25 protein-coding genes and 1 pseudogene are annotated in these 26,498 nt (G+C 40.9%); 9 read left to right on the forward strand and 17 right to left on the reverse strand.

Going from position 1 to position 26,498, the window contains the following annotated elements:
• Window positions 1-146: 146 nt before the first annotated feature.
• Both VSA01S_RS16980 and VSA01S_RS16985 read right to left on the reverse strand, forming a co-directional pair.
• A complete protein-coding gene (locus VSA01S_RS16980) occupies window positions 147-1,949 on the reverse strand; it encodes a DUF3413 domain-containing protein (RefSeq protein WP_039981921.1) in 1,803 nt (600 codons plus the stop codon).
• Window positions 1,950-1,971: 22 nt separating this feature from the next.
• The gene (locus tag VSA01S_RS16985; RefSeq protein ID WP_039981922.1) at window positions 1,972-2,199 is read right to left on the reverse strand and encodes a YejL family protein; all 228 of its coding nucleotides are present in this window, start codon (window positions 2,197-2,199) and stop codon (window positions 1,972-1,974) included.
• Window positions 2,200-2,284: 85 nt separating this feature from the next.
• On the opposite strand from VSA01S_RS16985, the gene yejK reads away from it, so the two are divergent.
• Both yejK and VSA01S_RS16995 read left to right on the forward strand, forming a co-directional pair.
• Window positions 2,285-3,283 carry a nucleoid-associated protein YejK gene (yejK, locus tag VSA01S_RS16990; RefSeq protein ID WP_039981923.1) on the forward strand — a complete coding sequence of 333 codons (999 nt, stop codon included), beginning with the start codon at window positions 2,285-2,287 and terminating at the stop codon, window positions 3,281-3,283.
• 204 nt (window positions 3,284-3,487) lie between these two features.
• Window positions 3,488-4,843 (forward strand): Hpt domain-containing protein, encoded by a 1,356-nt coding sequence (locus tag VSA01S_RS16995; RefSeq protein WP_083932268.1) that lies wholly within the window; start codon window positions 3,488-3,490, stop codon window positions 4,841-4,843.
• Window positions 4,844-4,945: 102 nt separating this feature from the next.
• Here VSA01S_RS16995 and nhaC read toward each other — a convergent pair whose 3' ends face one another.
• A complete protein-coding gene (gene nhaC, locus VSA01S_RS17000) occupies window positions 4,946-6,379 on the reverse strand; it encodes a Na+/H+ antiporter NhaC (RefSeq protein ID WP_039981943.1) in 1,434 nt (477 codons plus the stop codon).
• 373 nt (window positions 6,380-6,752) lie between these two features.
• Here nhaC and asd point away from each other — a divergent pair, with 373 nt between their 5' ends.
• Window positions 6,753-7,883 (forward strand): aspartate-semialdehyde dehydrogenase, encoded by a 1,131-nt coding sequence (gene asd / locus VSA01S_RS17005; protein ID WP_039981924.1) that lies wholly within the window; start codon window positions 6,753-6,755, stop codon window positions 7,881-7,883.
• Window positions 7,884-8,056: 173 nt separating this feature from the next.
• On the opposite strand, the gene VSA01S_RS17010 is transcribed toward asd, so the two are convergent.
• Both VSA01S_RS17010 and VSA01S_RS17015 read right to left on the reverse strand, forming a co-directional pair.
• Window positions 8,057-8,893 carry an ion transporter gene (locus VSA01S_RS17010; protein WP_039981925.1) on the reverse strand — a complete coding sequence of 279 codons (837 nt, stop codon included), beginning with the start codon at window positions 8,891-8,893 and terminating at the stop codon, window positions 8,057-8,059.
• Between the two features lie 63 nt (window positions 8,894-8,956).
• The gene (locus VSA01S_RS17015) at window positions 8,957-9,595 is read right to left on the reverse strand and encodes a YchE family NAAT transporter (protein ID WP_039981926.1); all 639 of its coding nucleotides are present in this window, start codon (window positions 9,593-9,595) and stop codon (window positions 8,957-8,959) included.
• Between the two features lie 617 nt (window positions 9,596-10,212).
• On the opposite strand from VSA01S_RS17015, the gene adhE reads away from it, so the two are divergent.
• Window positions 10,213-12,903, forward strand: coding sequence for a bifunctional acetaldehyde-CoA/alcohol dehydrogenase (gene adhE, locus VSA01S_RS17020; protein WP_039981927.1), 2,691 nt, complete (start codon window positions 10,213-10,215; stop codon window positions 12,901-12,903).
• Between the two features lie 239 nt (window positions 12,904-13,142).
• Here the strand turns inward: adhE and VSA01S_RS17025 are convergent, their stop codons facing one another.
• From VSA01S_RS17025 to sodB, 3 genes are all read right to left on the reverse strand, one after another.
• Window positions 13,143-13,826 (reverse strand): SDR family oxidoreductase, encoded by a 684-nt coding sequence (locus VSA01S_RS17025; protein ID WP_039981944.1) that lies wholly within the window; start codon window positions 13,824-13,826, stop codon window positions 13,143-13,145.
• Window positions 13,827-14,004: 178 nt separating this feature from the next.
• Window positions 14,005-14,508: a VC2046/SO_2500 family protein gene (locus VSA01S_RS17030; RefSeq protein WP_039981928.1), complete on the reverse strand. Its 504-nt coding sequence runs from the start codon at window positions 14,506-14,508 to the stop codon at window positions 14,005-14,007.
• A 140-nt stretch (window positions 14,509-14,648) separates the two neighbouring features.
• Window positions 14,649-15,233, reverse strand: coding sequence for a superoxide dismutase [Fe] (gene sodB / locus VSA01S_RS17035; protein ID WP_039981929.1), 585 nt, complete (start codon window positions 15,231-15,233; stop codon window positions 14,649-14,651).
• Window positions 15,234-15,472: 239 nt separating this feature from the next.
• Here sodB and VSA01S_RS17040 point away from each other — a divergent pair, with 239 nt between their 5' ends.
• The gene (locus VSA01S_RS17040) at window positions 15,473-15,808 is read left to right on the forward strand and encodes a Grx4 family monothiol glutaredoxin (protein ID WP_039981930.1); all 336 of its coding nucleotides are present in this window, start codon (window positions 15,473-15,475) and stop codon (window positions 15,806-15,808) included.
• A 66-nt stretch (window positions 15,809-15,874) separates the two neighbouring features.
• On the opposite strand, the gene VSA01S_RS17045 is transcribed toward VSA01S_RS17040, so the two are convergent.
• Both VSA01S_RS17045 and VSA01S_RS17050 read right to left on the reverse strand, forming a co-directional pair.
• The gene (locus VSA01S_RS17045) at window positions 15,875-16,423 is read right to left on the reverse strand and encodes a peroxiredoxin family protein (RefSeq protein ID WP_039981931.1); all 549 of its coding nucleotides are present in this window, start codon (window positions 16,421-16,423) and stop codon (window positions 15,875-15,877) included.
• Between the two features lie 10 nt (window positions 16,424-16,433).
• Window positions 16,434-17,186 (reverse strand): hypothetical protein, encoded by a 753-nt coding sequence (locus VSA01S_RS17050; RefSeq protein WP_039981932.1) that lies wholly within the window; start codon window positions 17,184-17,186, stop codon window positions 16,434-16,436.
• A 92-nt stretch (window positions 17,187-17,278) separates the two neighbouring features.
• Between VSA01S_RS17050 and VSA01S_RS17055 the strand changes: the two genes are divergently transcribed.
• From VSA01S_RS17055 to VSA01S_RS17065, 3 genes are all read left to right on the forward strand, one after another.
• Complete coding sequence (locus tag VSA01S_RS17055) at window positions 17,279-17,851, forward strand: MarR family winged helix-turn-helix transcriptional regulator (RefSeq protein WP_039981933.1); 573 nt, start codon at window positions 17,279-17,281, stop codon at window positions 17,849-17,851.
• Window positions 17,852-17,943: 92 nt separating this feature from the next.
• Window positions 17,944-18,216 carry a GyrI-like domain-containing protein gene (locus VSA01S_RS20370; protein ID WP_227739631.1) on the forward strand — a complete coding sequence of 91 codons (273 nt, stop codon included), beginning with the start codon at window positions 17,944-17,946 and terminating at the stop codon, window positions 18,214-18,216.
• A 454-nt stretch (window positions 18,217-18,670) separates the two neighbouring features.
• A complete protein-coding gene (locus tag VSA01S_RS17065; RefSeq protein ID WP_039981945.1) occupies window positions 18,671-19,300 on the forward strand; it encodes a DsbA family protein in 630 nt (209 codons plus the stop codon).
• 104 nt (window positions 19,301-19,404) lie between these two features.
• Here the strand turns inward: VSA01S_RS17065 and VSA01S_RS17070 are convergent, their stop codons facing one another.
• Together VSA01S_RS17070 and rnt are read right to left on the reverse strand one after the other, a co-directional pair.
• On the reverse strand, window positions 19,405-20,730 hold the full coding sequence (locus tag VSA01S_RS17070; RefSeq protein WP_039981934.1) for a Na+/H+ antiporter family protein: 1,326 nt from the start codon (window positions 20,728-20,730) through the stop codon (window positions 19,405-19,407).
• A gap of 29 nt (window positions 20,731-20,759) precedes the next feature.
• Window positions 20,760-21,404: a ribonuclease T gene (gene rnt, locus VSA01S_RS17075; protein WP_021707915.1), complete on the reverse strand. Its 645-nt coding sequence runs from the start codon at window positions 21,402-21,404 to the stop codon at window positions 20,760-20,762.
• A gap of 415 nt (window positions 21,405-21,819) precedes the next feature.
• Between rnt and motY the strand changes: the two are divergent.
• A pseudogene (motY, locus tag VSA01S_RS17080) lies at window positions 21,820-22,626 on the forward strand (flagellar protein MotY); the annotation flags it as partial.
• A 233-nt stretch (window positions 22,627-22,859) separates the two neighbouring features.
• Here the strand turns inward: motY and gloA are convergent.
• From gloA to rsxD, 5 genes are all read right to left on the reverse strand, one after another.
• A complete protein-coding gene (gloA, locus tag VSA01S_RS17085) occupies window positions 22,860-23,276 on the reverse strand; it encodes a lactoylglutathione lyase (RefSeq protein WP_039981936.1) in 417 nt (138 codons plus the stop codon).
• A gap of 60 nt (window positions 23,277-23,336) precedes the next feature.
• A complete protein-coding gene (nth, locus tag VSA01S_RS17090) occupies window positions 23,337-23,978 on the reverse strand; it encodes an endonuclease III (protein WP_039981937.1) in 642 nt (213 codons plus the stop codon).
• Between the two features lie 81 nt (window positions 23,979-24,059).
• The gene (locus tag VSA01S_RS17095; protein ID WP_039981938.1) at window positions 24,060-24,752 is read right to left on the reverse strand and encodes an electron transport complex subunit E; all 693 of its coding nucleotides are present in this window, start codon (window positions 24,750-24,752) and stop codon (window positions 24,060-24,062) included.
• Window positions 24,745-25,383 (reverse strand): electron transport complex subunit RsxG, encoded by a 639-nt coding sequence (gene rsxG, locus VSA01S_RS17100; protein ID WP_039981939.1) that lies wholly within the window; start codon window positions 25,381-25,383, stop codon window positions 24,745-24,747. The genes VSA01S_RS17095 and rsxG overlap by 8 nt, the downstream gene beginning before the upstream one ends.
• 7 nt (window positions 25,384-25,390) lie before the next feature.
• Window positions 25,391-26,437 (reverse strand): electron transport complex subunit RsxD, encoded by a 1,047-nt coding sequence (rsxD, locus tag VSA01S_RS17105; protein WP_039981940.1) that lies wholly within the window; start codon window positions 26,435-26,437, stop codon window positions 25,391-25,393.
• Between the last annotated feature and the right edge of the window lie 61 nt (window positions 26,438-26,498).

Here is a 26,498-nt window from a genome sequence, read left to right on the forward strand (position 1 = left end):
TTTTGTGGGGCAGATAATATAAGGCTTTGAAAAGCTTGTAAACCCTTAAATGTATTGTTTGCCTATTTCTTGTTCGCTTTTGTGGTGTTTCGTGCAAAAAACAAGTCAGCGCCTAGAAGCTATTCACTGCGAGGCGCGATAAAGCGCTATTTGGTGTAGAAACGTTGCAGCTCGGTTAATCCTTGCATTAACACAGGAAGCTTAGGTGAATCTTTACGCAAACGTTGGTAGTCATTATTATACAACTTATAGTTACCAAATTTATCCACCACCGTTGTTTGCGTATCCGTGATTAAAGCTATCTCTCGGGTATCACCGGCAAGAATCCAGCGGCGACGGCTTTCATCAAATAAGTTACGACCACTACTGTAATCAGTAGGGTTGGATGATACACCAAGCATATCCTGTAATAAGGTTACAGACATGTCCAAATGGCTGGTGTTATGATCGTACTCAGCAGCAACTTTACCTGGCCAGTGAATGATCATTGGCACTTGCAGTTGGTATCGGCTGTAGTTACTGTTTGCTCCCCAGCTATTAGTTTTGGTCTCATTAAATTCACTACCGTGATTTGAAGTAATGATCACGATGGTACGATCAAGTAAATTATTTTCTTGCAACTGGGTAAAGATCGACGCGGCTGTGCCATCTGCCATTTTAACCGCTTGCTCATAAGCTTGTTTGAAACGTTCACTGGCTGAACTGTTTTTATTTTTGGCCCCAACACTCGAATCAAAGTTATCAATCGCAGTGACTTCAATGAAGCTGAACCAAGGACGTTTAGCGTCGTTCTCAAGCCATTGCTCCCAAGCGAAGATTGCGTCTTGGTCGGTTTTAGTTTGAGTTCCATCAAGTGTTGCTGCTAAACCGAAGTTACGAAAGATAATCTCTGGGTATAAGTCATCTTCAAAACCGCTGCCACTGAATAGGCCAAAATCATAGCCTTGGTCTTTTAATGTGCTAAGTAACACTGGTGAACTATCTTGGGCTTTAATACTGCTGGCATAACTGCTCGGTAGGCCATAAAACAGACCAAACGTGCCATAGCTATCATTACTCGAGCTGTAATGGTTATTGAAGCTTTGATTGTTTTGGGCAAACTTGTATAAACTCGGCATTTCAGCTGCGTTGAGTGCATCCGCACGAAGGTTATTAATATTGATAATTAGGACATTTAGCTTGTTGCCCCGGCGGTTAAATTCAATCTTTTCAATAGGGTACCTGACTAAGTCTACGTTGACTTGATTTTCTTCGAGACGTTTTAGATATTCTGCACGGTCAAACAAACCGTGCTTCTCCATGAAGCTCTTGGCTGTCATTGGGTAAGATAGAGGAAAGTTAGCTCGTTGGCTGGTTATCGGTGAGTAGAACTGTGCATCAGCCCACATATAAATTAGGTGACTGGCAATAAAGCACAAGAAAAAGACCGTCGCGAGTGGGCGGCCAATATGTGTATGTGACAATTTACGTTGCTTACGCCAAATCCATTCAGAGAGTGCGAGTTGAGTAAGGAAAATTAGTGGCATTACCACAAACAGGTGCTGAAGGTCTTTGCTGAAAGGGCTGTTACTCTCACTAAATAACACTTCCCATACGACCGGGTTTAAATGTAGGTTAATCGATTGATACGTTTGAGTGTCAATCAATAATGCCGTTTGTCCGACTGTGGCGAAGACAACCGCCATAAACCGAAAAAACTTCCTAGCTGGTAAGATAAAGGTTAATGGAAATAGAACCAGTATGTAGAGAGCGAAAATCAAAAAGCCAAAATGGCCCACCCAAGAAATCGCTAAATAAAATTGACCAAGAAAAGTTTCAGGCCAAGGTGATTGAGCGATGTAGCGTGTTCCTATCAACATTGAGATAACGATGTTGAAGAATGCAAACCAATGCCCCCAACCGACTAGTCGAGATACACGTTCACCATATGAGTTTCCGCTGTCTACCATTTATGTGCTCTATTTCCTGTTATTAGTGGGTTTTCGGCACTTCAAGTGAAGATATAAGTGCTTGGGCAAATTTTTCAGCAATTGCTTTGCGTTGTGAAGGTGCAACTTTTTGATTTAAGACATTGGTTGCGATATTTCCTGCAATCATGAGTGTTAGCTCAGGAGTGGCGGCGTGTTTCTCTAAAACAGCACCTACTTCAGCAAGAATTTTTTCCACTTGTTCGTCAGTATATTTTGATGTAATCGGCATAAAGACTCTAATAATGATAGTAAAAGCTTCTTATGATAACCTACAATGCCTAACAACTTAAACCTTGTAGCAAGATAAAATCATAATGAGCCTTCATCTTTCACACGTTATTTTGCATCAATTGTGCAAAAATGAGCAGGACGAATTGATCGTTAAACTGCGCCCAAGTTCTTTAGAAAATAATCAGTCTACTGAAAACCTCGTTGCTGAATTGCATCGGGTTTTTCATGCCAAAGCAGGTAAAGGCTTTGGCTCTTTCCAATCAGACAGTGAATTTCAGTATTGGCTTCAAGAAATGCGCAGAGGAGATCGAAATTTTTATGAATTCTCACAAATTAGTGCAAATCGATTGAAAGAAGAACTCATTAAATACCCTTTTGCTGACGAAGGTATTCTTGTCTTCGCGCAATATCAAAGTTTAGCCACGGATTATTTGTTTATTGGGATTTTGCCAATGAACCAAAGTTTGAAAGTAACAGAAGGTCTGGATATCAGTGCGACAGATTACCTCGATATTACAAAAATGGATATTGCAGCACGCATTGATCTATCGAGTTACGATACTGATCGAGATTCAAATCGCTACTTATCTTACATCAAAGGGCGAGTCGGACGTAAAGTTTCAGATTTCTTTTTAGATTTTTTACAAGCTGATGTAGGTCTTGATACTAAGCTCCAAAATCAGGTTTTGATGCAAGCTGTGGAAGATTTTTGCGCCGACTCTAAGTTAGAAAAGCAAGAGTCGAATGAGTATAAAAAGCAAGTTTACAATTATTGTAATGACCAGATAAAGTCGGGCGATGAAGTGCAAGTGATTGAGCTATCGAGTGAACTTCCAGTGAGCCGAGAAGGTACGAGCTTTGTCGATTTCACTAAAGAGCAAGGTTATGATTTGGAAGATTCTTTTCCGGGCGATCGTGCGACGGTACGTAAGCTGACCAAGTTTGTTGGCGCTGGTGGTGGTTTGAACATTAGTTTTGACAGTTTACTTTTGGGAGAGCGTATTTTCTATGATCCAGAAACAGACACATTGACGATTAAAGGCACACCTCCAAATTTAAAAGATCAGTTGAGTCGAAGCTAAAGGTTCCTAAAAGCCTGCATGAGGCATTGATATGAAAATAAAGAGAGCGATGAGCTCTCTTTTTAATTTAAATCGAGCAGGTGAGTGATTTGCCCCTGAAAATTATCACTAACCCTTATAAGTTTGGAGCATTGTAGTACGTTCGTCTTGAAGACGTTCGATTATAGTATATTCTTACAAATGAGTTAGATAGCTGAGGAATGGATGTTGCAGCAAATCAAAACAGGGATTAAAAAAAGTGTGTTGTTTTTATTTGTGATCTGGTGCGTCCTTACTGCAGGAATCTGGATACAAACTCAGCAAACTATTCGTACCATTGGTACGCTCGAAGAACTACATCGAGGCATTGATGATGTCCGTGGCATATTTGTGTTTGGGACCCCTCATCGCTTACATTATTCTGAACGAACGAGTAATCAACTGCAGCAGGTTGAGAAAATTCTTTTTCAACTGGAAAATAAAAGTGGGAAAGGTTGGGCTGACCTTGATTTAACTCAGCTTATTTACACAACAAAGCGGTTTCTCGAAGGAGCGTATGACTTTGTCAGTAGTGATGAAGATTTAGTTAACTTTACTAATCAGATTTACGAAAGCCGTCTTTTGAAAGATAATTCTCCTTCTCTGAATATAATGTATTACCAGCTAGAAGCATTAATGCTTGAAGCTATATTCAGGGAATCTACTAGTAATTCGAATGTATATCAGCAATTAGATCAAATGTTTAAGGCATCAAAAAATTTGGTCAGTAGTGAGCAACGAAGCTTTCAGCGTAGATTATCAGAAACCTCAAACGTATTGGCGATTTATGCTCAAAGTCATCATTTAATCGGTCATATATTTGAATCTGATATTACTGAGCAGTTTGATGCTGTGATGCAAGCATTAGAACAAAGATTGAAGCTTTATATAAATGCATTGGTAGTAATCAGTGTTATTTTTGTCATTGGTTTGCTCTGGCCAGTAATGAGAGCTCCCAAGAATCACAGTCAATTTGATTTACCGTCAGATAGTGATATTGTGCCCGTTTCCGACCTTAAAGAGTCTGCAACATCATATCAAGACACCACAAATATTAACATTGCCTCTCGTAATAGTGTGTCGGTTAAATATAAAGTTGATCAACATGAAATAGAAAAGCCATATTCTAAACCTAAGGTTAAAACACCTACGGAGGGAGTTGTATTAGCCGAACCCGCAGAAAGTGCTGATGCACCATACATTGATATCAACAAGATGTTGGAATCGTTGTCTGGTGATAAAGAGGCCGTTAAGATGCTGCTAGGAGTATTTATTGAAGATCATTCTGAAGATAGCAGAAAATTTAAACAACTGTTATTGGTTGATATGAATATAGAACAAGCTCAACGTATCACTCATAGTTTAAAAGGTGTTGCTGGCAGCTTAGGAGCAATACCATTACAACGTGTTGCTGCTGATATTGAGCTCCTGTTGAAAAATCAACAAGAGCTTACTGAACAGCACCTTGATGTCTTAAGTCAAACCCTTGCTCATACTATTACTTACGCCACGAAAGAGATGGAACGTATAGATAAATTTTAATAAATGAATTCAAAGCGGTGTCGAGAGATGCCAAGTTATGGATAAAGAAAAGGGCCGAATCAATGGCCCTTTTTCTAAGATAGACTATCAAGTTAATTTACATTAGGCCGTTTGTTGTGTGGACTCGGCTTCAGGTTGTTTTTTATTGAGTGATACTGGCTCACATTTGTCGACAAACCAACCTGCGTATGAGGTGATGATAGTTACACCGATGCACACGAAGCTTAGCCACATGTATGGTGCATACGAAAGAGTAGCAACGCCAAGAATACTTGCCATATAGATGCCGTTGTCACTCCAAGGCACCATACCTGATGTCAGTGTCCCACCGAACTCTGCATTACGGGAAAGATTTTTACGCTTGTAGCCTAAACGGTCATAGTTTTTCGCACAGATCTTAGGTGTTAGTATCAGTGATACATACATTGCCGAACCGAAGATGTTACCCATGAAGGCAGTCATAATGGTCGTAAGCGATAGTGACCCTGCACTTTGAACACTTCTTTCAAATAGTTTAGCGATGGTCTCAAGAACGCCTACTTTATCAAGCAAGCCACCAAAGCCAAGACCAAATACGATCACGGCGACTGAGCCAAGCATTGAAGACATACCGCCTCGATTAAGGATTGAGTCAATAAAGTCAACGCCAGAGCTTATGTTATAAGGAGCCCAAGCTGTATTAAATGCAGTTAGGAAATTAACATCCTGGATCATCACTGCCCAAATAATACCAAGTAATGAGCCAAAACTGATAACAGGGAATGATGGCATGCGCATCGCAAGTAACGCTAACACAATGATAACTGGAACAAAAGAGTAAGGAGTAATATAAAATTGTTGGTCCATTGCTTGAATGACTGAATCAACTTGGCTCATGTCTATATTCCCTGCGTAGTGAAAACCAAACGCTGTAAACATAATGCCAGTGATAATGTAGCTGATCAGAGCAATTGGTAGCATCCCTTTGATGTGTTCCATGACTTCAACATTGGACATGGAAGAAGCCAAAATCACGGAGTCAGAGAGTGGAGACATCTTATCCCCAAAGTAACACCCTGAAAGAACCGCACCTGCTGTTACTGGCGCAGGAACACCAAGGCCTTGACCAATCCCCATCATCGCGATCCCTGCAGTACCCGCTGAGCCCCATGAGGTACCTGTTGCTAATGCAGTTAAAGAACAGATCACCATAGTGGCAAGAAGAAAGATTGAGGGATGGATGGCTTTTAATCCATAGTAGATAATTGTTGGTACAATCCCACCTGAGATCCATGTGCCGACTAGAGCACCAACAGCAAGAAGAATTAATACCGCTCCTAAGCCATTAGAAATTCCATTTAATGCGGCTTTTTCTAGATCTTTGTATTTATGTCCAAGCTTCAGGCCCAATAGCATGATAATAAACCAACCAATATAGAGCGCGAGCTGAATAGGAAGCTCTAATTTGGAAGTAAATGAAAATGCCAAAAGAAGGAACAAGCCCAGAGAAATGAAGACTTGTATCAGACTGGGTAGGCGGGGTGTTACTTGTTGCATATATGCCTCTGTCATTAGGGGAGCTATTGAGGATAGACGCTCCTTGTTGTAATCGGGCATAACATACATTAACAAAACTTATATTTCGAACATTTGGTGCGTTATCTTGATTTTAATCTCTAAAATGCACATTTTGTAAAATTAAATGACATTTTATATTAAATTTAATGGTAATTAATGTGCATTTATGTGATCAATATGTATTTAAAATGTGGTTTTAGATGACGTCAATTGTGATTAAAAATACATTGAGCGGATAATAGGAGATCGCGCTTGAAAAGTTGTACTGATTTATGAATTAGAGCTTGAGATTTTGTTGTGAAAAATGAACTATGGAAAGAACTATTTAAAATAAACATGGAGAGTTAATCCGATGAAAGTAGGTTTAGTTGGTTGGCGTGGTATGGTTGGTTCCGTTCTAATGCAACGCATGGTGGAAGAAAATGACTTGGATTTGATTGAGCCTGTCTTTTTTAGTACATCACAAATAGGCATTCCTGCTCCAATATTCTCACCTAGCCAGCAAAACCAAGAGGCTGGTTTACTTCAAGATGCTTTTGATATTGACAGCCTGAAAAAACTTGATGCTGTTATTTCTTGTCAAGGCGGTAGTTATACTGAGAAAGTTTATCCAGCTTTGAGAAAGGCGGGTTGGAAAGGTTATTGGATTGATGCGGCTTCAACATTACGTATGGATGAAGGATCTATTATTACACTTGATCCGGTTAACCTTGCTCAAATACAGCAAGGCATTGATACAGGTACTAATACTTTTGTAGGTGGTAACTGTACCGTGAGTTTGATGCTAATGGCATTAGGCGGTTTATTCAAAAAAGGGCTTGTTGAATGGACAAGTGCTATGACTTACCAAGCAGCTTCAGGTGCCGGCGCACAAAATATGCGTGAGCTGATTGCGCAAATGGGTGTGATTAATGACTCAGTCAGTTCCAGATTAGCTAATCCTGCCAGTTCGATTCTTGAGATCGATAAAAGAGTGACAGATACCATGCGTTGCTCTTCTTTTCCTACCGATAAGTTTGGTGTGCCTTTAGCTGGTTCTTTGATTCCATGGATTGATGTTAAGCGTGACAACGGTCAAAGCAAGGAAGAATGGAAAGCGGGTGTGGAAGCCAACAAAATTTTAGGGCTACAAGATTCGCCTGTACCAATTGATGGAACCTGTGTACGTATTGGTGCAATGCGCTGTCATTCCCAAGCTTTGACGATTAAGCTCAAGCAAAATGTACCAATGGATGAGATTGAAGAAATCATTGCTACTCACAACGATTGGGTGAAATTGATTCCAAATGAGCGTGATATTACAGTACAAGAACTCACTCCAACAAAAGTGGCGGGGACTTTATCTATCCCAGTTGGCCGTTTACGTAAAATGACCATGGGAGATGACTTCCTCAACGCGTTTACCGTAGGCGATCAATTGTTATGGGGTGCGGCAGAGCCGTTGCGTCGTACATTGCGTATCATTCTTGCCCAGAAAGCGTAAGTATCAATATATTCAGGGTCTCTCCAAGCTCCTGAAGTTACGTGGTACATGTATAGAGGCACCGAATCAGTTAGTTTAACGCTTTAATTAGGCGCTCTTTTTGGAGCGCCTTAATTTACTTTCGTGGTTATATAATGGGAGGCCCAAGTAAAGAGCTAAAAGTTACCCTCCACTCACACTTTTACGATACGTTTATCAGGATCAGATAATTCTCCACCACAGTGTTTGCAATACATTGCATCAGACTCATGCCCAGCACGATTACAATTCGGGCATTTTACTAGCGTTTTGTGAGCATTCATTTCATTGCTGAGCTCCGCAGTAATGATACCGGTTGGCACGGCCAGAATTGAGTAACCTAGCAGCATGGTTAAAGAAGCAATAGCTTTGCCTAGATCGGTTTGTGGTACCATATCACCATAACCCACTGTTGTGATTGTCACGATAGCCCAATAGATACTTTTTGGGATACTTGTAAAACCGTTATGTGGCCCTTCAATTACGAAGATAATAGCGCCCAAAATAGTGACTAAGATGCCTACTGTGCTAAAAAAGATCAGGATCTTTCTGCGTGCCATAAGTAGTGAGCGCAAAAGGATATTAGAGTCTTGAAGATAGCGAACTAATTTAAGTATTCGAAATATACGCATGACACGCAGCAGCCGTACTACACCCATAAAAGAGGCACCAGGGAAGAACAGGGCAATGTAGGTTGGTAAAATCGCGAGCAGGTCGACAACTCCATAAAAACTGGTTGCATATGCTTTTGGCTTTGGTGAGCAATAAAGCCTGAGGAAGTATTCAATTGTAAATAAAGCGGTGAAAGTGTACTCGGTATATCGTAATTGAGTGGACCAGTCAGCCATAATTGAAGGCAGTGACTCAAGAGTTAGGACGACGAGGGAGGCGAAAATGGCGATAATTAAACCGATATCAAATATACGTCCTGCACGAGTATGTGTGCCAAAAATAATGACGTACAGACGATGTCTCAGTGATTTAGTTAGCATGATGTTGCGTAGTCAAAGTTAAATAAATGAGTAACAACATCATACCAGATTCATAATAAAAATTTAGGCTAATCCCGGAAATAGATTTCGTAACCCATTGGCAATAAACTCAATTCCTAGAGCGCCAAGTATCAACCCCATGATACGAGTAATGACGTTGATTCCTGTTTGACCTAAAAAGCGTACAATCAAAGGCGCAGATCTAAACAGCATCCAAGAACAGAAACAAAACACCGCAATAGTGATACTAATGCCCACAGTATCAAGTACGCTAGGGTAGCGAGCGCCGTAAACGATGGTCGAGCTTATAGCGCCTGGCCCTGCCATCAACGGCATAGCAAGAGGTACAACACCAATTTGTTCTCGGCTTACGTACTCGGTTTTTTCTTGTTTATTCTGCTTATCTTCACCGAGCTTACCGCTCATCATTGAGAAAGCAATACTTAATAGCAGCAAACCACCAGCAACTCTAAAAGAGTCTAAAGAAATACTGAACATATCCAACAAAATTTGACCAGCAAATAGAGAGATGATCAAGATGACAGCAACAGCAATATTAGCAGTAGTTGCAGTTTTTCGTTTTTCTTCTGGCGTCATGTGGCCTGTTAATGACACAAAAACTGGCATAATTCCTACGGGGTTAACCGCGGCGACTAAGCCTAAAAAGAATTGAAGAAAGATAGCTAACTCAATAGTTTGCATGTGGGTTACTCGTTAATATTTAACATAGACAAAAGTGGGGTTATTTGGCTGAGTAATGTAAGACAAAATGGTCAAAGTAGAAAGTGAAAAAAACTAAAGTATATGGGCCATTCTTGGTAAGAAAAACTAATCCTAAAGTCTTTGTCTATTCAATTTACCTTAAGGTACGCTGTTTTTCGTATGACAATTTACTCTAAACGTTAGCACCAGCACACTTTTTTAAAATAAAAATGTCCTACGTAGTATAAGGTTAAATATCATATGCATCTAATTCTTGTTTTGTAATTTATTTAATTGTTTTTTTGTAATTTTATTACAATTTTATTTGATTGTGTTTATTTAAGAAAGTTATCCATGATTTTTGCCTCAAAAGGAGAAAGGTTTTTTCTTTATTTAAAACAGTGCTTTAATTTTTGGTTCTCATTTTTCTATTTTAGTCTTGCTTCGAAGGTTGGAGCTGATCCAAGTCAATATATTTCATTTGATGAAATATTATAATCAATTCTGAAAGCAGTTTACTAAGAAAGTCGCTGGTTTAGATACTGATTAGCAGTAGGAAATACAAGCAATCGCCTTAATAAAAAGTTTTTAATATTTATTAAATTTAGGAGAATCCTATGCCTGTAACGAATATGGCTGAACTAGATGCAATGATCGCTCGCGTTAAGAAAGCGCAAGCTGAGTTCGCAACATACTCCCAAGAGCAAGTAGATAAAATCTTCCGTGCAGCATCTCTTGCTGCTAACCAAGCTCGTATCCCACTAGCACAACAAGCTGTTGAAGAATCGGGCATGGGTATTGTGGAAGATAAAGTCATTAAGAACCACTTTGCTTCTGAATTCATCTACAACAAATACAAAGACGAAAAGACGTGTGGCATTCTTGAAGAAGACGATAATCTAGGCACAATGACCATCGCTGAGCCAGTAGGAATCATCTGTGGTATCGTACCAACAACGAACCCAACTTCTACGGCTATCTTTAAGTCTCTTATCTCTCTTAAGACACGTAACGGAATCATCTTCTCACCACACCCACGTGCTAAGAATTCTACCAACAATGCAGCGAAACTTGTTCTAGATGCTGCGGTTGCCGCAGGTGCACCAAAAGACATCATCGGTTGGATTGACCAACCATCAGTTGAACTTTCAAACGCTCTAATGAAGCATGATGATATCGCGCTTATCCTTGCTACTGGTGGTCCAGGTATGGTGAAAGCGGCGTACTCCTCTGGTAAACCTGCCATTGGCGTAGGTGCGGGTAACGTTCCTGTTGTTATTGATGAAACGGCAGACATTAAACGTGCTGTTGCTTCTATCCTCATGTCTAAAACGTTTGATAACGGTGTTGTTTGTGCTTCTGAGCAAGCGGCTATCGTTGTTGATGAAGTTTATGACGAAGTAAAAGAGCGTTTTGCTTCTCACAAAGCTTACGTATTGAGCAAAGCTGAAGCTGAGAAAGTTCGTAAAGTACTTCTTATCGATGGCGCACTAAACGCGAAGATTGTTGGCCAACCAGCTCCAGCTATCGCTGAAATGGCAGGTGTAAAAGTGCCAGCAGACACTAAAGTTCTGGTTGGTGAAGGCTTGGGTAAAGTTTCGTTTGATGACGCATTTGCACACGAGAAACTATCTCCAACTCTAGGTTTGTTCCGTGCTGACAACTTCGAAGATGCTGTTGCTCAAGCGGTAACTATGGTTGAGATTGGTGGTATCGGTCACACGTCTGGTTTATACACTAACCAAGACGTTAACGCAGACCGCATCCGTTACTTCGGTGACAAGATGAAGACTGCTCGTATCCTTATCAACATCCCTACGACTCACGGTGGTATCGGTGACTTGTATAACTTTAACGTTGCACCTTCTCTAACTTTAGGTTGTGGTTCATGGGGTGGTAACTCTATCTCTGAGAACGTAGGTCCTAAGCACCTAATCAACAAAAAAACCGTAGCGAAGCGAGCTGAAAACATGTTGTGGCACAAACTACCTAAGTCTATCTACTTCCGTCGTGGTAGCCTTCCAATTGCACTTAGCGACCTAGAAGGTAAAAAGCGCGCATTCCTAGTGACTGACCGTTTCCTATTCAACAACGGCTACGCTGATGACGTAGTGAGCTTGCTTAAAGCTCAAGGTATGGAAGTGCAAACATTCTTTGATGTAGAAGCGGATCCTACACTATCGGTTGTAGAGAAAGGTGCCGAAGCGATGAAGAGCTTCCAGCCAGACACTATCATTGCGTTGGGTGGTGGTTCTCCAATGGATGCTGCAAAAATTATGTGGGTAATGTATGAGCACCCAGATACGCACTTCGAAGAACTGGCTATGCGCTTTATGGATATCCGTAAACGTATCTACAAGTTCCCTAAAATGGGTCAAAAAGCAGAGCTTGTGTGTATCACTACAACATCGGGTACAGGTTCAGAAGTTACGCCATTCGCTGTTGTTACAGACGACAAAACAGGGGCTAAGTACCCACTCGCTGACTACGAAATCACGCCAAACATGGCCATCGTCGATGCTAACCTTGTAATGAACATGCCTAAGTCTTTAACCGCGTTTGGTGGTTATGATGCCGTAACTCATGCTCTGGAAGCTTACGTATCAGTTTTAGCGAATGAATATTCTGATGGTCAGGCTCTACAAGCACTTAAGATGCTAAAAGAGTATTTACCTTCGAGTTACGCTAACGGTGCAAATGATCCAATTGCTCGTGAAAAAGTGCACAACGCGGCAACTATCGCTGGTATCGCGTTTGCAAACGCATTCCTAGGTGTTTGTCACTCTATGGCGCACAAGATTGGTGCTGAGTTCCACTTACCACACGGTTTGGCGAATGCATTGCTGATTGCTAACGTTGTTCGTTACAACGCGAACGATAACCCAACTAAGCAAACTGCGTTTTCACAATACGACCGCCCACAAGCACGCCGTCGTTATGCGGAAATCGCTGATCACCTTGGTCTCAGCTTACCGGGTGACCGTACCGCTCAGAAGATCGAGCGTCTACTAGGTTGGTTGGAAGAGCTGAAGCTAAACCTAGACATCCCAGCTTCTATCCAAGCAGCTGGTGTTGCGGAAGCCGATTTCGTTGCTAAGCTTGATGAACTTGCGGTTGAAGCGTTTGATGACCAGTGTACTGGTGCAAACCCTCGTTACCCATTAATTTCTGAGCTTAAAGAAGTACTTCGTGCGTCTTACTACGGCAAGCCATTTGTTGAAGGTGAAACGTTCGAAGGTACTACTGTTATCAAGAAGAAAGCAGATCAAGAAGCACCAGCAACTAAAAAAGAAAAGATGGACGCATAAGCTGAGTTTTTAAGACAAGCAGATTGTTCAAATTAAAACTAAGCCCCGGTTCATTTGTCCGGGGTTTTTTTTTAGTTCGAAATATAAACGGTACTGTGGGTGTGCTAGTACGTTTATTATTGGTATTGGTATTGGTATTGGTATGAAAACCAAACTAGGTCTTTCAAGGGCAGACATATTAAATGCTTTAAGCGAAGTTTAAAAAGACGTTTAATTAAAAAATATCAGTGCCTAGTGCTTTAGACTTCAGTTGTGACTACACGACCACTAAAATAATCATTCGAGATAATGTAAGCAGTATTACGTACGAGCTCGTCCTGTACTTGAGCCCAGTGTCGTGCATTAATGCTTTCTTCAGTGTGATGAGTTGCTGGAATGACGCCACCTACCCGAATATTGAACTCGGATAGCTCTTTTGCCCAACTGTGGGTTAATCCACAGACTAAAGCAGTCATACTCTCAACCCCAGTTAAGTCATCGTGATTATCATGGGAAACCACATTTACAATCACTCCTTTCTTCTTACTTATATGAAATCGCTCCGCACTTACTTGTCCATAGGTATAAAGAAAACGAGTAGCATCAGTGAAATAACTAAGGTAAACACTCGTTGGTTCTGAAGACATTAAGCTTGGCATAGGGGAACTTGTCCAGCAATTAATGATGACATCGGGTGTTTCGCCTAATTCTAATTCTATTTGATCGAAGAGAAGTTTGATTGAAGTCGTACTATGACTGCAGACCTTCATTGCATAGGCTTTACTTGATGTTGAGCGAACTTGATCATAGGTAGTTTGCAAAGCACACAAGCTTTGATCACAGAGAATCAACGTTGCACCAAGGTGGGCAAAATGATTAGCACAAGTGCGACCAATGATGGAACCAGCAGATGTAATGATAATCGTTGATTCTTTAATATCCATAATATCTTTATTCTTGATGCATAATAAGTTTGATGGATACATCATGGCTGCATTTATTTTACTTCAGTGTGAAAAACTTCAAATAAACGTTGTTCGGTATGAATAATTATTATGCTTTTTGTAAGGCATCACACTTAAGCGTTCGTTTGAATGCAAAATGATGAGTAAAAGACGATCTCTATACTTGTATTTGCATTTGTTGTAGGCGCTGTGCTGTGATCAATTTGTTATGTAATTCACCGTAAGAAAGTGCACTTTTTTCTGGTTGACTGAGAGAACGTCGTTCGTGACCTGATAAATTTTGGTAAACATCTTCTGGTAAATCAAATGTGCCTTCAGGCATGTACGCAAGAGCTTCTGGTTTCAAATAATGATTCAGTTTAGCGGAAAGAAGCCCACCCTGGTGGAACTGCTTGGCTTGTTCTTTTGCAATTTCATAACTATTGCTTTCTGAACGAAGTGTTTGAGATTGAGGTACTCCAAGTTGAGCCCTTAGCAATTGCTCGTTAAGTTCGTGAGCTTCAACTTTTTCAATAGGAACCGCATCCCTAATATCATTGGAAAATAGAGATAAAATGAGGGCAAAATCAGAGCGACGGCCTTCTTGAATAGCATGACTAATACCACTCCCAAACTGCAGCTCATTAATAATTGCGGCTTTGTCTAATTTATGAATTTGCATAGCGTTCCTCACTTAATATTTTAGTAACGGCATTAAGCAGAAGAACTTTAGTCAAAACAGGAATTAAATAGGAGTATGAAAAAAGCCCACTAAAAAGTGAGCTTTTAAATAAGATTAAATTGAATCTGTGAAAACCCCAATTATTTTGCTAGGTTCTCAGCAACAAAATCCCAGTTTACAAGAGCCCAGAAGCCATTCATGTAATCTGGGCGCACATTACGGTAGTCGATGTAGTATGCGTGTTCCCATAGGTCAACAGTAAGAAGTGGTGTAGAACCTTCATCTGTTAAAGGAGTAGCAGCGTTAGAAGTATTAACGATGTCTAGAGAGCCGTCAGATTTTTTAACTAGCCAAGTCCATGATGAACCGAAGTTGTTAATAGCTGAGTCAGTGAACTTAGCTTTGAACTCTTCGAAAGAGCCAAATGCTGCGTTGATTGCATCAGCAACGGCACCAGTTGGTTCACCACCAGCATTTGGAGCTAGGCAGTGCCAGTAGAAAGTGTGGTTCCAGATCTGTGCTGCATTGTTGAATACGCCACCAGTAGAAGTTTTAATGATCTCTTCTAAAGTTTTGCCTTCGAACTCAGTACCAGGTATAAGACCATTTAATTTAACAACGTAAGTGTTGTGATGCTTACCGTGGTGAAAATCTAGAGTTTCAGCAGAGATGTGTGGTTCTAGTGCGTCTTTCGCGTAAGGAAGAGCTGGTAGTTCAAATGCCATTGCTCGATTCTCCGTATATATGAAAGGATTAACTTTCTATTGCTTCCAGTGTTTTAATTATATCGCCGATAACGCTGGCTTGTAGCTATTTTAGCAAGTTTTTACTTTATTAAAACCCTGATATAGAAATTTTTTAGAGAAACGAATCTTAAGTCTTAGCAATTATATGGTTTTTATTCTGTGGTTATTGAGTAAAATGAGGCGATACTGAAATGATAAATCAATGAATCGAGGAAGCAATGGAAACTATCGATAAAATTAAACAACAGATCTCAGAAAACACAATTCTGTTGTACATGAAAGGTTCACCTAAATTACCAAGTTGCGGCTTTTCTTCACAGGCTTCGCAAGCATTGATGGCATGCGGTGAGAAGTTTGCTTACGTAGACATCCTGCAAAACCCAGACATTCGTGCTGAACTGCCAAAATACGCACAATGGCCAACATTTCCACAACTATGGGTTGAAGGTGAGTTAATTGGCGGTTGTGACATCATTTTGGAAATGTTCCAAAAAGGCGAGTTACAGCCTCTAATTAAAGAAGCTGCAGCTCGCACAGAAGGTGATGCAGAGTAATTCAATCCCCTTAATAGAAAAATATAAAAGGAGCCTAAAAATGGCTCCTTTTGTTTTCTCTGCTTCTTAGTTTACTGAACACCTTATACGATCAGATTGCTTAGGCGTTGAGGTAGTTGCCTCTAATTCAATATCATTATTTACTGAATTTGTTTCAAGTACTAGTGATGACACGATTTTACTAACAAGCATATCATCGATTGCTCCATGGTGAGTGAAACGAATTTTGCTATTTTTATCAATAATAACTAATGAAGGTGTTCCAGCTAATTGATATTCTCCCATTGTTATGGGAATTGAGTTACTCGATGGAGCATCTACGGCAATAGGAAAACTCAGACGGTATTCATGAACAAAGGCTTTAAGAGATTCAAGCTGCATTGCTTCATGATGTTCGAAAACCGTATGTAAGCCAATCACAACGACATCTTCTTGCTGGAAAAAATGTGTTAGTTTTTCCGCTTGTGGTAGGCCATAACTTACACAACCAGGGCAAAGCATTTGAAATGTATGGATAACGACTACTTTCCCTTTTAATTCGCTAAGATATAAAGGTGAGTCAGTATTTAACCAATGAGAGACGGTTAGCTCTGGTGCTACTGGATATTGATGCATAGAGGGTTCCTTATTGATTCACTTTTCCGGGTAGTGACAAATCGCCTGATGCAACGTCAAAAACGTCAACTACACAGAGTAAGGGTGAATGAGCACTTGCATTGACTCTAAGGCCTGACGTCACACCATCAAATTTTGCTAATTTAAATACCTCTGCGTTTTCAAGTTGTACACTCACATTCAAAGTATTCCCTTCAAAGTTAGGTTTATAGTCAGGACTGTCTATTAATATGGGTAAGCCAGGCCAAGTTTTTGGTAATGTAGGGGATGTTCCGTCTGGGATATCAACGACACCTAATGCACCTGGCCCACACTGTTCATTTGGTTCTAATACTACCCAATGAGTGTGCCAGACATTACCATCATTGGTCTTATCACCATCGCCATTTTCATCATACAGCGGAGTATCATCAAAGTCTGGATGAGAAGTTACGGCTAATGCCAATATACCTGCATTATCTTCAAAGCCGACTTGACCACTGTTTACTGTTGTTGGCCAAACATACGAAAATACTTCACTGCTTGCTAATTTACCTGTTGATGTAGGTTTGATTTCACCAGCCCTCTCCGAAACTGCCATATGGAAAGTTACAATATTGTTTTTTATAGAAATTTTAGTGTGGATAATATCAAATGGTGCCAAAGTATTTGGACTCTGCTGAGATTTAATGCCTCCAGTATGATTTGAGTGTGCAAAGGAGTGTCCAGAGCTCATAGCCAGAGAAATGGTTAGTATTGATAGACTAAGTTTGGAAGTTTTCATTGTATTTGCCTTTTAGTATCGACTCGATACCAGTAAGGCTATCTGGATAAAACTTACTTGTCAATATTGTTTTTAGTCGATACTATTAATTCATGAATACTGAACTCTTATATCACCTACTAGACAGAATCGGTAACCTCCTCAGAAATGAAGTGCGTGCCGACTTGGCTCCCTATGGACTTCAACCTATCCATTTTGAAGCCCTACATTATTTATCAATTTGTAATCGGTTTTCAGACACGCCTAAAGCGGTTACTGAATATTTGGGCTTGACCAAAGGGACGGTTTCTCAGAGCCTTAAAGTGCTTGAAACGAAAGGTTATTTAACTAAAGAAACTGATATTGAAGATAAAAGAGTCTCTCATTTGGTCGTTTCTTTACAAGGCAAAAAGCTAATCAAAGACATATTCCCCCCACCTTTGATGCAACGTGTTATTACAAGTAGCAAATTGAACGTAAAAGAACTCGATGTTCTAGCATTGCAGAACCAATTACAAAGCTTGTTGCGTTCCATTCAAACAGAAAGTCGTCGGCATACTTTTGGAGTATGTGCAACATGCAAGCACAACCAACCTTTGGGTGAAGGAAGGTACCTATGTGGCTTAACACATATGACTTTATCAGCTAGAGAGACTGAATTAATTTGCATTGAACACATTGAATAAATCTATTTTCACTAATGAATAATTGCTGTGACAGGCGTATTTAGAGGGTGAGAGATAGGTAAGTTTCGTTATAGGGGCTAGCCTACGATGGAGTGTTTATATGTAAGCGATTAAAAAGATTTGTTGCAAAAATTGAAGAATTTTGGGTAAAGTTTACACAAATGCAGATCCAAAATGAAATAAAAAATCAAAAGTTTTTTGTCATATATGCAAATTATGAGTCTGATTTTACGGGGGCTTTTGACGTTATCGCTTGTGCGGATACGTTACCACCAGAAGTATTACCAGACTCTGTAAAAGTGAATATTACCTCTGGCAAATACGTAACTTTTCTACGAGCGGTGAAATGCCACAAGCAGTTATAGATCTTTGAGGTGAATTTTGGAGTTATTTTAGTTCTGAAAATTGCCTATATGAATGAGCATACACAACAGACTTTGAATACTATCAAAGCGCTCATGAAGTCGAGTTCTCTATTGCTATTAGATAGTTAAATCAGTAATGACTAAAATTTTCGTCACTACTATGCCTACCCTTTTGTTGATTTTATTTATTAAGTGTCTATTTAATAATGTTATTTTTTAAATTAAGGAAAGGGGCTGCTTTTCTGCATCAACGTATTGCTATCTCACCTAAAATTTTAGTATATCTACCTGTCAGTTTTTGTTTGTGTTTACCTATTTAAAGAAGCGTCTTGCAGTCCATTAAGATATACTCAACTTTATCGCGGTAAAGAAGTACTAAATTTGTCGCCACTTTGCTGTCATTTTAATGCGGAGTTTGCTGCAAGTTTATAAGTTTAATGGGTTTGGTTTTAAAATGAGCATAAAGCTTTATTATGTGCATGATCCTATGTGCAGTTGGTGTTGGGGCTACAAGCCCACGATAGATAAACTGAAGCAGCAGTTACCAGGTGTGATTCAGTTTGAATATGTGCTGGGGGGGCTTGCTCCGGATTCAAATTTACCAATGCCGCCAGAAATGCAGCATAGAATTGAGAATATTTGGAAACAAATCGAGCGTCAGTTGGGAACCAAATTTAATTATGATTTTTGGACGCTATGCACACCGGTTAGGAGCACTTACCAGTCTTGTCGAGCTGTTATTGCTGCTGGCTTTCAAGACTCCTATGAGCAGATGCTTGAAGCGATCCAGCATGCTTATTACCTACGAGCATTACCTCCACATGAAGAAGCCACTTTACTGCAATTAGCGAAAGAAATTGGGCTCAATGTACAGCAGTTTAAAAACGATATGGATGGTAGCTTGTTGGAAGGGGTATTTGAAGACCAACTGAGTTTTGCTAAAAGCTTGGGTGTTAGTACTTACCCAAGTTTGGTGCTACAGATAAATGACGCCTATTTTCCTATCGAAGTTGATTACTTATCGACTGAGACTACGTTGAAAGCAATTCGTGAGTGTATCGTGAATAATATGCCTTCTCAGTAGTTTCTAAATGATCCTCAAGAAAAAGCCACTCTCGATAGAGTGGCTTTTTTGTTATTGGTTACGATGTAGTGAGGCGCTGATAGGCTGATACTAGATAGCGAGCTCTAAAGTACCATTGCGGCAATCCAACCGAAAACAATCAGCGGGATGTTGTAGTGGATAAAAGTTGGTACAACGGTATCCCAAATGTGCTCATGTTGGCCATCTGCATTCAATCCAGAGGTTGGACCAAGTGTTGAATCCGAAGCCGGGGAGCCTGCATCACCCAGTGCTGCAGCTGTTCCTACAAGGGCGATTGTTGCCATAGGAGAGAAGCCAAATGCAATAGCCAGTGGCACGTAAATCGTTGCTAAAATAGGGATGGTTGAGAACGAAGAGCCAATCCCCATGGTTACTAAAAGTCCGACGACAAGCATTAATAGGGCCGCTAATGGTTTATTGTCCCCGATACTGGTAGACAAGGACTCAACCAAAGTTTCAACACCACCTGTTTGTTTCATGACGGCTGCGAAGCCTGCGGCCGCAATCATGATAAATCCGATCATGGCCATCATGTTGACACCTTTGGTGAACACATCATGAGTTTCTTTCCAAGCAATGACCCCACCAAAGGTAAACACCATAAAACCAGCAAGGGCACCAATGATCATCGAACCAGTATAAAGTTGCACACTGAGTGCTGCAATAATACCAACAACGGCAACAGCGAGGTGCTTTTTATTCAGCTTGGCATCAGATTGGTCTACAACGGTTAACTCTGTTTCTTTGTATTGGCGAGGTTTACGGTAGCTCACAAATATAGCTGTTGCTAGACCAAATAACATACCTGCAGCTGGCAGTAACATCGCAGTGGGGACTTGACTTGCCACCACGCTCTCAAGGCCATTTTCATGCAAGTTTTTTAGCAGGATGTTATTAAGGAAAATACCGCCAAAACCAATGGGTAAGACCATATATGGTGTAATAAGACCAAAGGTCAGCACACAAGCAACCAGACGACGGTCCAGTTTTAATTTTGCAAACACGCCTAGAAGAGGTGGAATTAAAATGGGAATAAAGGCGATATGTACCGGAATCACATTCTGAGATGACATAGTGACTAAAACTAAGCAAACTAATACTAAGTACTTAAGACCAGTCGCAGAGGCAGCATTTTCTTTGCCATTTAGACGTTTAATCACGGCTTTAGCAAGTAAATCTGTAATACCAGAGCGAGAGATGGCAACAGCAAACGTACCCAACATAGCATAGCTTAGAGCAATGGTCGCACCACCACCTAGGCCGCTTTCAAATGCAGTGACGGTATCACCAAGGCTCATTCCGGCCACAAGGCCACCAATAATTGCACTAAATGTAAGTGCAACAACGACATTTACACGCATTAACGCTAATACAAGCATTACGCATACGGATATAACGACAGGATTCATACTTTTCCTAATATGTTGTGTTTATTTTATTATTCTTCGTCAACCAGCGGCCAACCGCCTAAGGCCTTCCATTTGTTGACGATGCCACAGAATAATTCTGCAGTTTTTTGTGTATCATAAAGAGCAGAATGCGCTTCTCGATTATCAAAGGCCATTCCGGCTGTTTTACAGGCTTTCGCAAGAACAGTTTGTCCATAAGCTAGGCCACTGAGGGTTGCGGTATCAAAAGTTGCAAAGGGGTGAAAAGGAACTCTTTTCAATTTACAGCGCTCGTTAGCAGCATTAACGAAGCCTAAGTCAAAGGCAGCATTGTGTGCCACCATAATGGCTCGAGAGCAGTCTGCTGCTTTTTGTTCTTTGCGGATAAGCTTATAGATTTCTTTCAATGCTTCTTGTTCCGCTACGGCTCCTCGTAACGGGCTGAAAGGGTCACGTATCCCATTGAACTCTAACGCTTCTTTTTCGAGGTTGGCCCCTTCAAAAGGCTCGATATGAAAATGAATTGTTGAAGCTGGATGGAGTTCGCCATTTTCATCCATACGCAAAGTGACGGCACAGATCTCAAGTAGTGCGTCTGTTTTGGCATTAAACCCCGCGGTTTCTACATCCACAACAACAGGGAAATAGCCGCGAAATCGTTTCTTCAAGGTTAAGGCTTCATTTTCTAATATCATATTAGCTTAATTTTGTGTGACCAAGCTGGCATTATTACAGATTCTCTCAATGAGAAAAACCGCAATTTAAGAGAAATGCTCAATTGACTTTTCTATATCCCCAAGCGTATTGAGGTCACTTGGGTTAATCGTTATGCAATTGGTGGATTCTCTATTTTGATAGTGAATGAGCCTAATGTTGGCTTGTATATTGCTTATTATCATGATCTTAAGGTGTTACATCGCGTTACTCTTGGGCATGGCTAATTTCTCGAGGCTGACTTCTCGAAGTTATTTGGGTATATGTTGTATTAAATGTCAATAAGCGGCAAATTACTGCCACTTGAAAAATAGGATTGAAATGAACAATTGGTCTCTCATTCGTGTTGTTTTCTTCTCTGTTCTCAGTGGAAGCTGTCTTGCTTCTACGGGCCAGCATTATGTTGCAACTCCACAACAATCCGAGTGGAGTATGGTTAAAAATACTCCACTGGAATGTCAGTTAGTCCATCCTATTCCAGGCTTTGGAGATGCTGTTTTTTCGTCTCATGCCAGTAAGAAAATCAACTTAGACTTTGAATTGAAAATGCGTCGACCAATGGGCGAAACACGTAACGTCAGCCTTATTTCTATGCCACCAGCATGGCGTCCTGGTGATCATGCTGATCGAATGAGCAGTTTGAAGTTTTTCAAACAGTTTGATGGTTATGTCGGAGGGCAAACGGCTTGGGGAATGCTAGCAGAATTAGAAAAAGGTCGATACCCAACATTCAGTTATCAAGATTGGCAGAGTAGAGATCAGCGAATAGAAGTGGCGCTTTCTTCAGTGCTGTTTCAGCAAAAATACCAAGTTTTTAGTGATTGTATTTCTAACCTATTGAAATATAGCTTTGAGGATATCTCATTTACTATTCTTCACTACGAACGCCAAGGCGATCAACTCACGAAAGCTTCTAAGAAACGTTTGACGCAGATTGCTGACTATATCAAACATAATCAAGATATTGATCTCGTGCTGGTGGCTTCGTATACCGATGCAACGGAAAGCAAAAGCGTGAGCCAAAATCTTTCCGAAAGGCGGGCAGAAACGTTGCGTGAGTATTTCCAATCGTTAGGGTTGGCAGAAGATAGGATACGCGTTCACGGTTATGGTAAACGTAGACCGATTGCGAATAATGCTTCGCCGATAGGTAAAGATAAGAATCGTCGAGTGGTAATATCTTTGGGGCGTTCTTCGATATAATGTTTTCTAAGGGGAAGGAGAAGTGGGTTAAATAATGCAACCCATGTAGTCGAGTTTGTCTTGGTGAACCGCGCCTCTTGAGGTTTTTCCTCTGTGAAAGCTTTATAAAATTAAGGCAAGCCATCATGAGCCTGCCTAATTTATTGACCTATCGAGTGGTTTTTTGCAGCGAATGGTTCTTTTTTCGCTAAGATATTTTACTAAGTTTATAGCTTTTTATTAAGCTAATGGACTCAGCCTTCTAATCCCGCACTGGCTTGTTTATTTTGAATAAGCTCTATCATGTAATTGTCTGGATCTTTAACGAAAGCGATATGGGTACTGCCGCCTTTTACTGGACCTGGCTCTCGAGTCACATTGCCGCCAGCAGCTTTGATTACGTCACAAGTTGAGTAAATATCATCAACCCCAATGGCAATATGCCCGAAGGCATTGCCAAGATCATATTCTGTCGTTCCCCAGTTATAGGTAAGTTCAATCACTGCTCCCTCAGACTCATCACCGTAGCCTAAGAATGCAAGGGTGTATTCATAGGCTTGATTTTCGTTAGTGCGGAGGAGGTTCATTCCCATCACTTCAGTGTAAAATTTAATTGATTTTTCTAAATCACCCACACGCAGCATAGTGTGAAGAATTCGACCGTTTGACATAGTGTTGCTCCCAACGATGGTAGTTAATTAGGTTTTATCTCTGGTTAGGGTCAGCAGCCCCTAGCTATCTGGATAAATTTTTTCTTTGAACTCGCATAGATCTTCAATGATACAACTGCCACAGCGCGGTTTTCTTGCTACACAGGTGTAGCGACCATGAAGGATAAGCCAGTGATGCACATCGAGTTTAAACTCTTTTGGGACGACTTTTAGCAGCTTTTCTTCTACATCGTCAACGGTTTTACCCATAGCAAATTTCGTTCGATTTGAAACACGATAGATGTGGGTGTCGACCGCGATGGTTGGCCAACCAAATGCTGTATTGAGAACGACATTCGCGGTTTTTCGGCCAACTCCAGGTAAAGCTTCTAGAGCTTCCCGATTTTCAGGTACTTGCCCGTCGTGTTTATCTAGTAAGATGCGGCAAGTTTTGATGGTATTTTCAGCTTTCGAGTTAAATAAGCCGATGGTTTTAATATACTCTTTGAGGCCATCAACACCTAAATCAAAAATAGCTTGCGGCGTATTAGCGACAGGGTAGAGCTTATCTGTGGCTTTGTTAACACTGACATCGGTTGCTTGTGCAGATAACAGTACAGCGATTAAAAGCTCAAAAGGTGTTTCCCAGTTTAGCTCGGTTTGAGGGTTAGGGTTGTTCTCTCTTAATCGCTCAAGGATTTCAATTCTTTTCGTTTTATTCATTGTCGGCTTCCAATTTCACTAACCATTTACAGGCTGATGAAAGGTGCTCCCCAGATAGGAGAGCTTTTGCATTAGGGTTAATTAAGCGTTTGTTACGCGAGCTCTTTCGATGGATGGCTTATCTTTTTTTGGTTGGCGAGCTTTGAAAGAGTTATCAATCATATTCTTAAAGGCGATTAAAAAGCCAACAAAGATGAAAGCGCCAGGTGGTAGTAATGCCAGTAAAAAGCTGTTATCAAACTGAAAAACTTGCAGGCGAAGTACTGAAGCCCATTCACCCATTAAAAGGTCTGCACCATCAAACAGTGTTCCATTGCCTAATAATTCTCGTATCGCACCGAGTACAACCAACACTGAGGTCATACCTAACCCCATCCACAGACCATCTAGGGCAGCAGGAAGGACCGCATTTTTGGATGCGTATGCTTCTGCTCGACCAATGATGATGCAGTTAGTCACAATGAGGGGAATGAATATACCAAGTGACAAGTAGAGACCATATGTGTAGGCGTTCATCAACAGTTGTACGCAGGTCACTAATGCGGCAATAATCATGACAAAGACAGGTATTCTGATCTCTTTTGGCACAAAATTACGAATTAAAGAGACGCTTACATTAGAGCCAACCAGAACGAGTAGAGTTGCAATACCTAAGCCCAGAGCGTTGGTAACGGTTGATGATACCGCTAATAAGGGGCACAAGCCGAGTAATTGTACTAAGGCTGGGTTATTACTCCACAAGCCATTTTTCATCAGTTGCTTATTTTCACTCATGGTTTTCTCCATAACAGTCTGATGACTGACGGTTGATTTCATCACGGTGTTTGTTCACGTAATCTACCGTATTTCTTACGGCTTTGACGACTGCACGTGGAGTAATCGTGGCACCGGTAAACTGATCAAAATCGCCACCATCCTTACGCACATGCCAGCTATTCCAGTTATTTTCTGTGACTTGTTTTCCGGTAAAGCTTAAGATCCAATCTGTAATCCGCAGGTCGATTTTGTCACCAAGTCCTGGGGTCTCTTGATGGTTTAAAACTCGAGTACCGAGGATTTTCCCTTGGTTATTAATGCCCGTTAGGATTTTAATCTGTCCGTTGTAGCCATCAGGAGCAATGGATTCAATCGCTAGTGCTACAGGTTGACCGTTTTTGGTCGCGAGGTAAGCGGGCATCGAGTGTGTGGTCCCTAACTCCAGCGCAGATACTAATCGACAAGAGGTTACCAAATTATTATCGTGGATATTTTCTGGAATAACCTGATTGAGCAACGATAGTAACTGCTTTTGCTCTTGAAGTTTAATTTGGTCTTTAGTCAGGTATTGGGTTAATGCGACAACTCCTGTTGTAGCACAAGCGAAGATCGCTAGCGTTACCCCATTTTTTCTAATAGCGTTTAACATGTTTGCCTCAATGACCGTAAGTTCTTGGTTTGGTGTAATAATCGATTAGAGGAACACACATATTAGCAATAAGCACAGCAAATGCGACGCCATCTGGGAAACCTCCCCAACTACGAATAATAAAGACTAATCCGCCAATAAGGGCACCAAAAATGAGTCTGCCTTTGACCGTTGTGGAAGCAGACACTGGGTCCGTTGCAATAAAGAAAGCGCCTAGCATTGTGGCACCGGATAGAAGGTGCAAGAGAGGCGATGCTGTTTCCCCAGGAGTAATGAGGCTAAATATGGTGCTAAATAATACTAGGCTAGCGAGGAAAGCAACGGGAATATACCACTGGATTATACGCTTTTTGAGCATAATGACGCCGCCGATAAAGTAAGCAATATTAACCCATTGCCAACCGACACCAGCTAAGCCATCAAAGATAGGTTGTGTGAGAACCTCGCTCGGTGTTGAGCCACTCATTAGTCCTGTTTTAAAGGTGTCCAGTGGTGTTGCCATGGTAAACCCGTCAACGCCCGAGCGAACTTGCTGTAGTGAGAGGCCATCGAAGTTATAACCGGTAAAAATCAGTGAAAAAGTATCAATAAACCCTGTATGTTGAGTGATCAACGATACGGGTGCACTCCAACTGGTCATTTGAACAGGAAATGAGATCAGTAAGACGACATAAGCCACCATTGCCGGGTTAAATAGGTTTTGACCAATGCCCCCATAGAGGTGTTTAGCGACTATGATCGCAAAAAACAAACCAATGACAATGAGCCACCAAGGCGACCAAGGTGGGATTGAAATCGCGAGTAACCAAGCGGTTACTATAGCGCTATTATCTCGAAGTGCACGCATTGGAGAGCGTTTACGAATCAGCATCACCGTGAATTCAAGTGATACCGCAACGATGATAGCGAATACAAGTTGAATTAACGTTCCCCAACCGAAGAAATAGCTTTGGGCTATTAAACCTGGTATGGCACACAAAGCTACCCATTTCATAAGATCAGCCGTATTTCGGCGATTATGAGCATGCGGTGAACTGGCAATAAAGAACGACATTACTTGTTCTCCTCAATATTATTTTTATTCGCGTCTTGCTGAGTTTTACGTGCTTTTGCAC

The organism is Vibrio sagamiensis NBRC 104589, from assembly GCF_007990935.1.
Taxonomy (GTDB): domain Bacteria; phylum Pseudomonadota; class Gammaproteobacteria; order Enterobacterales; family Vibrionaceae; genus Vibrio; species Vibrio sagamiensis.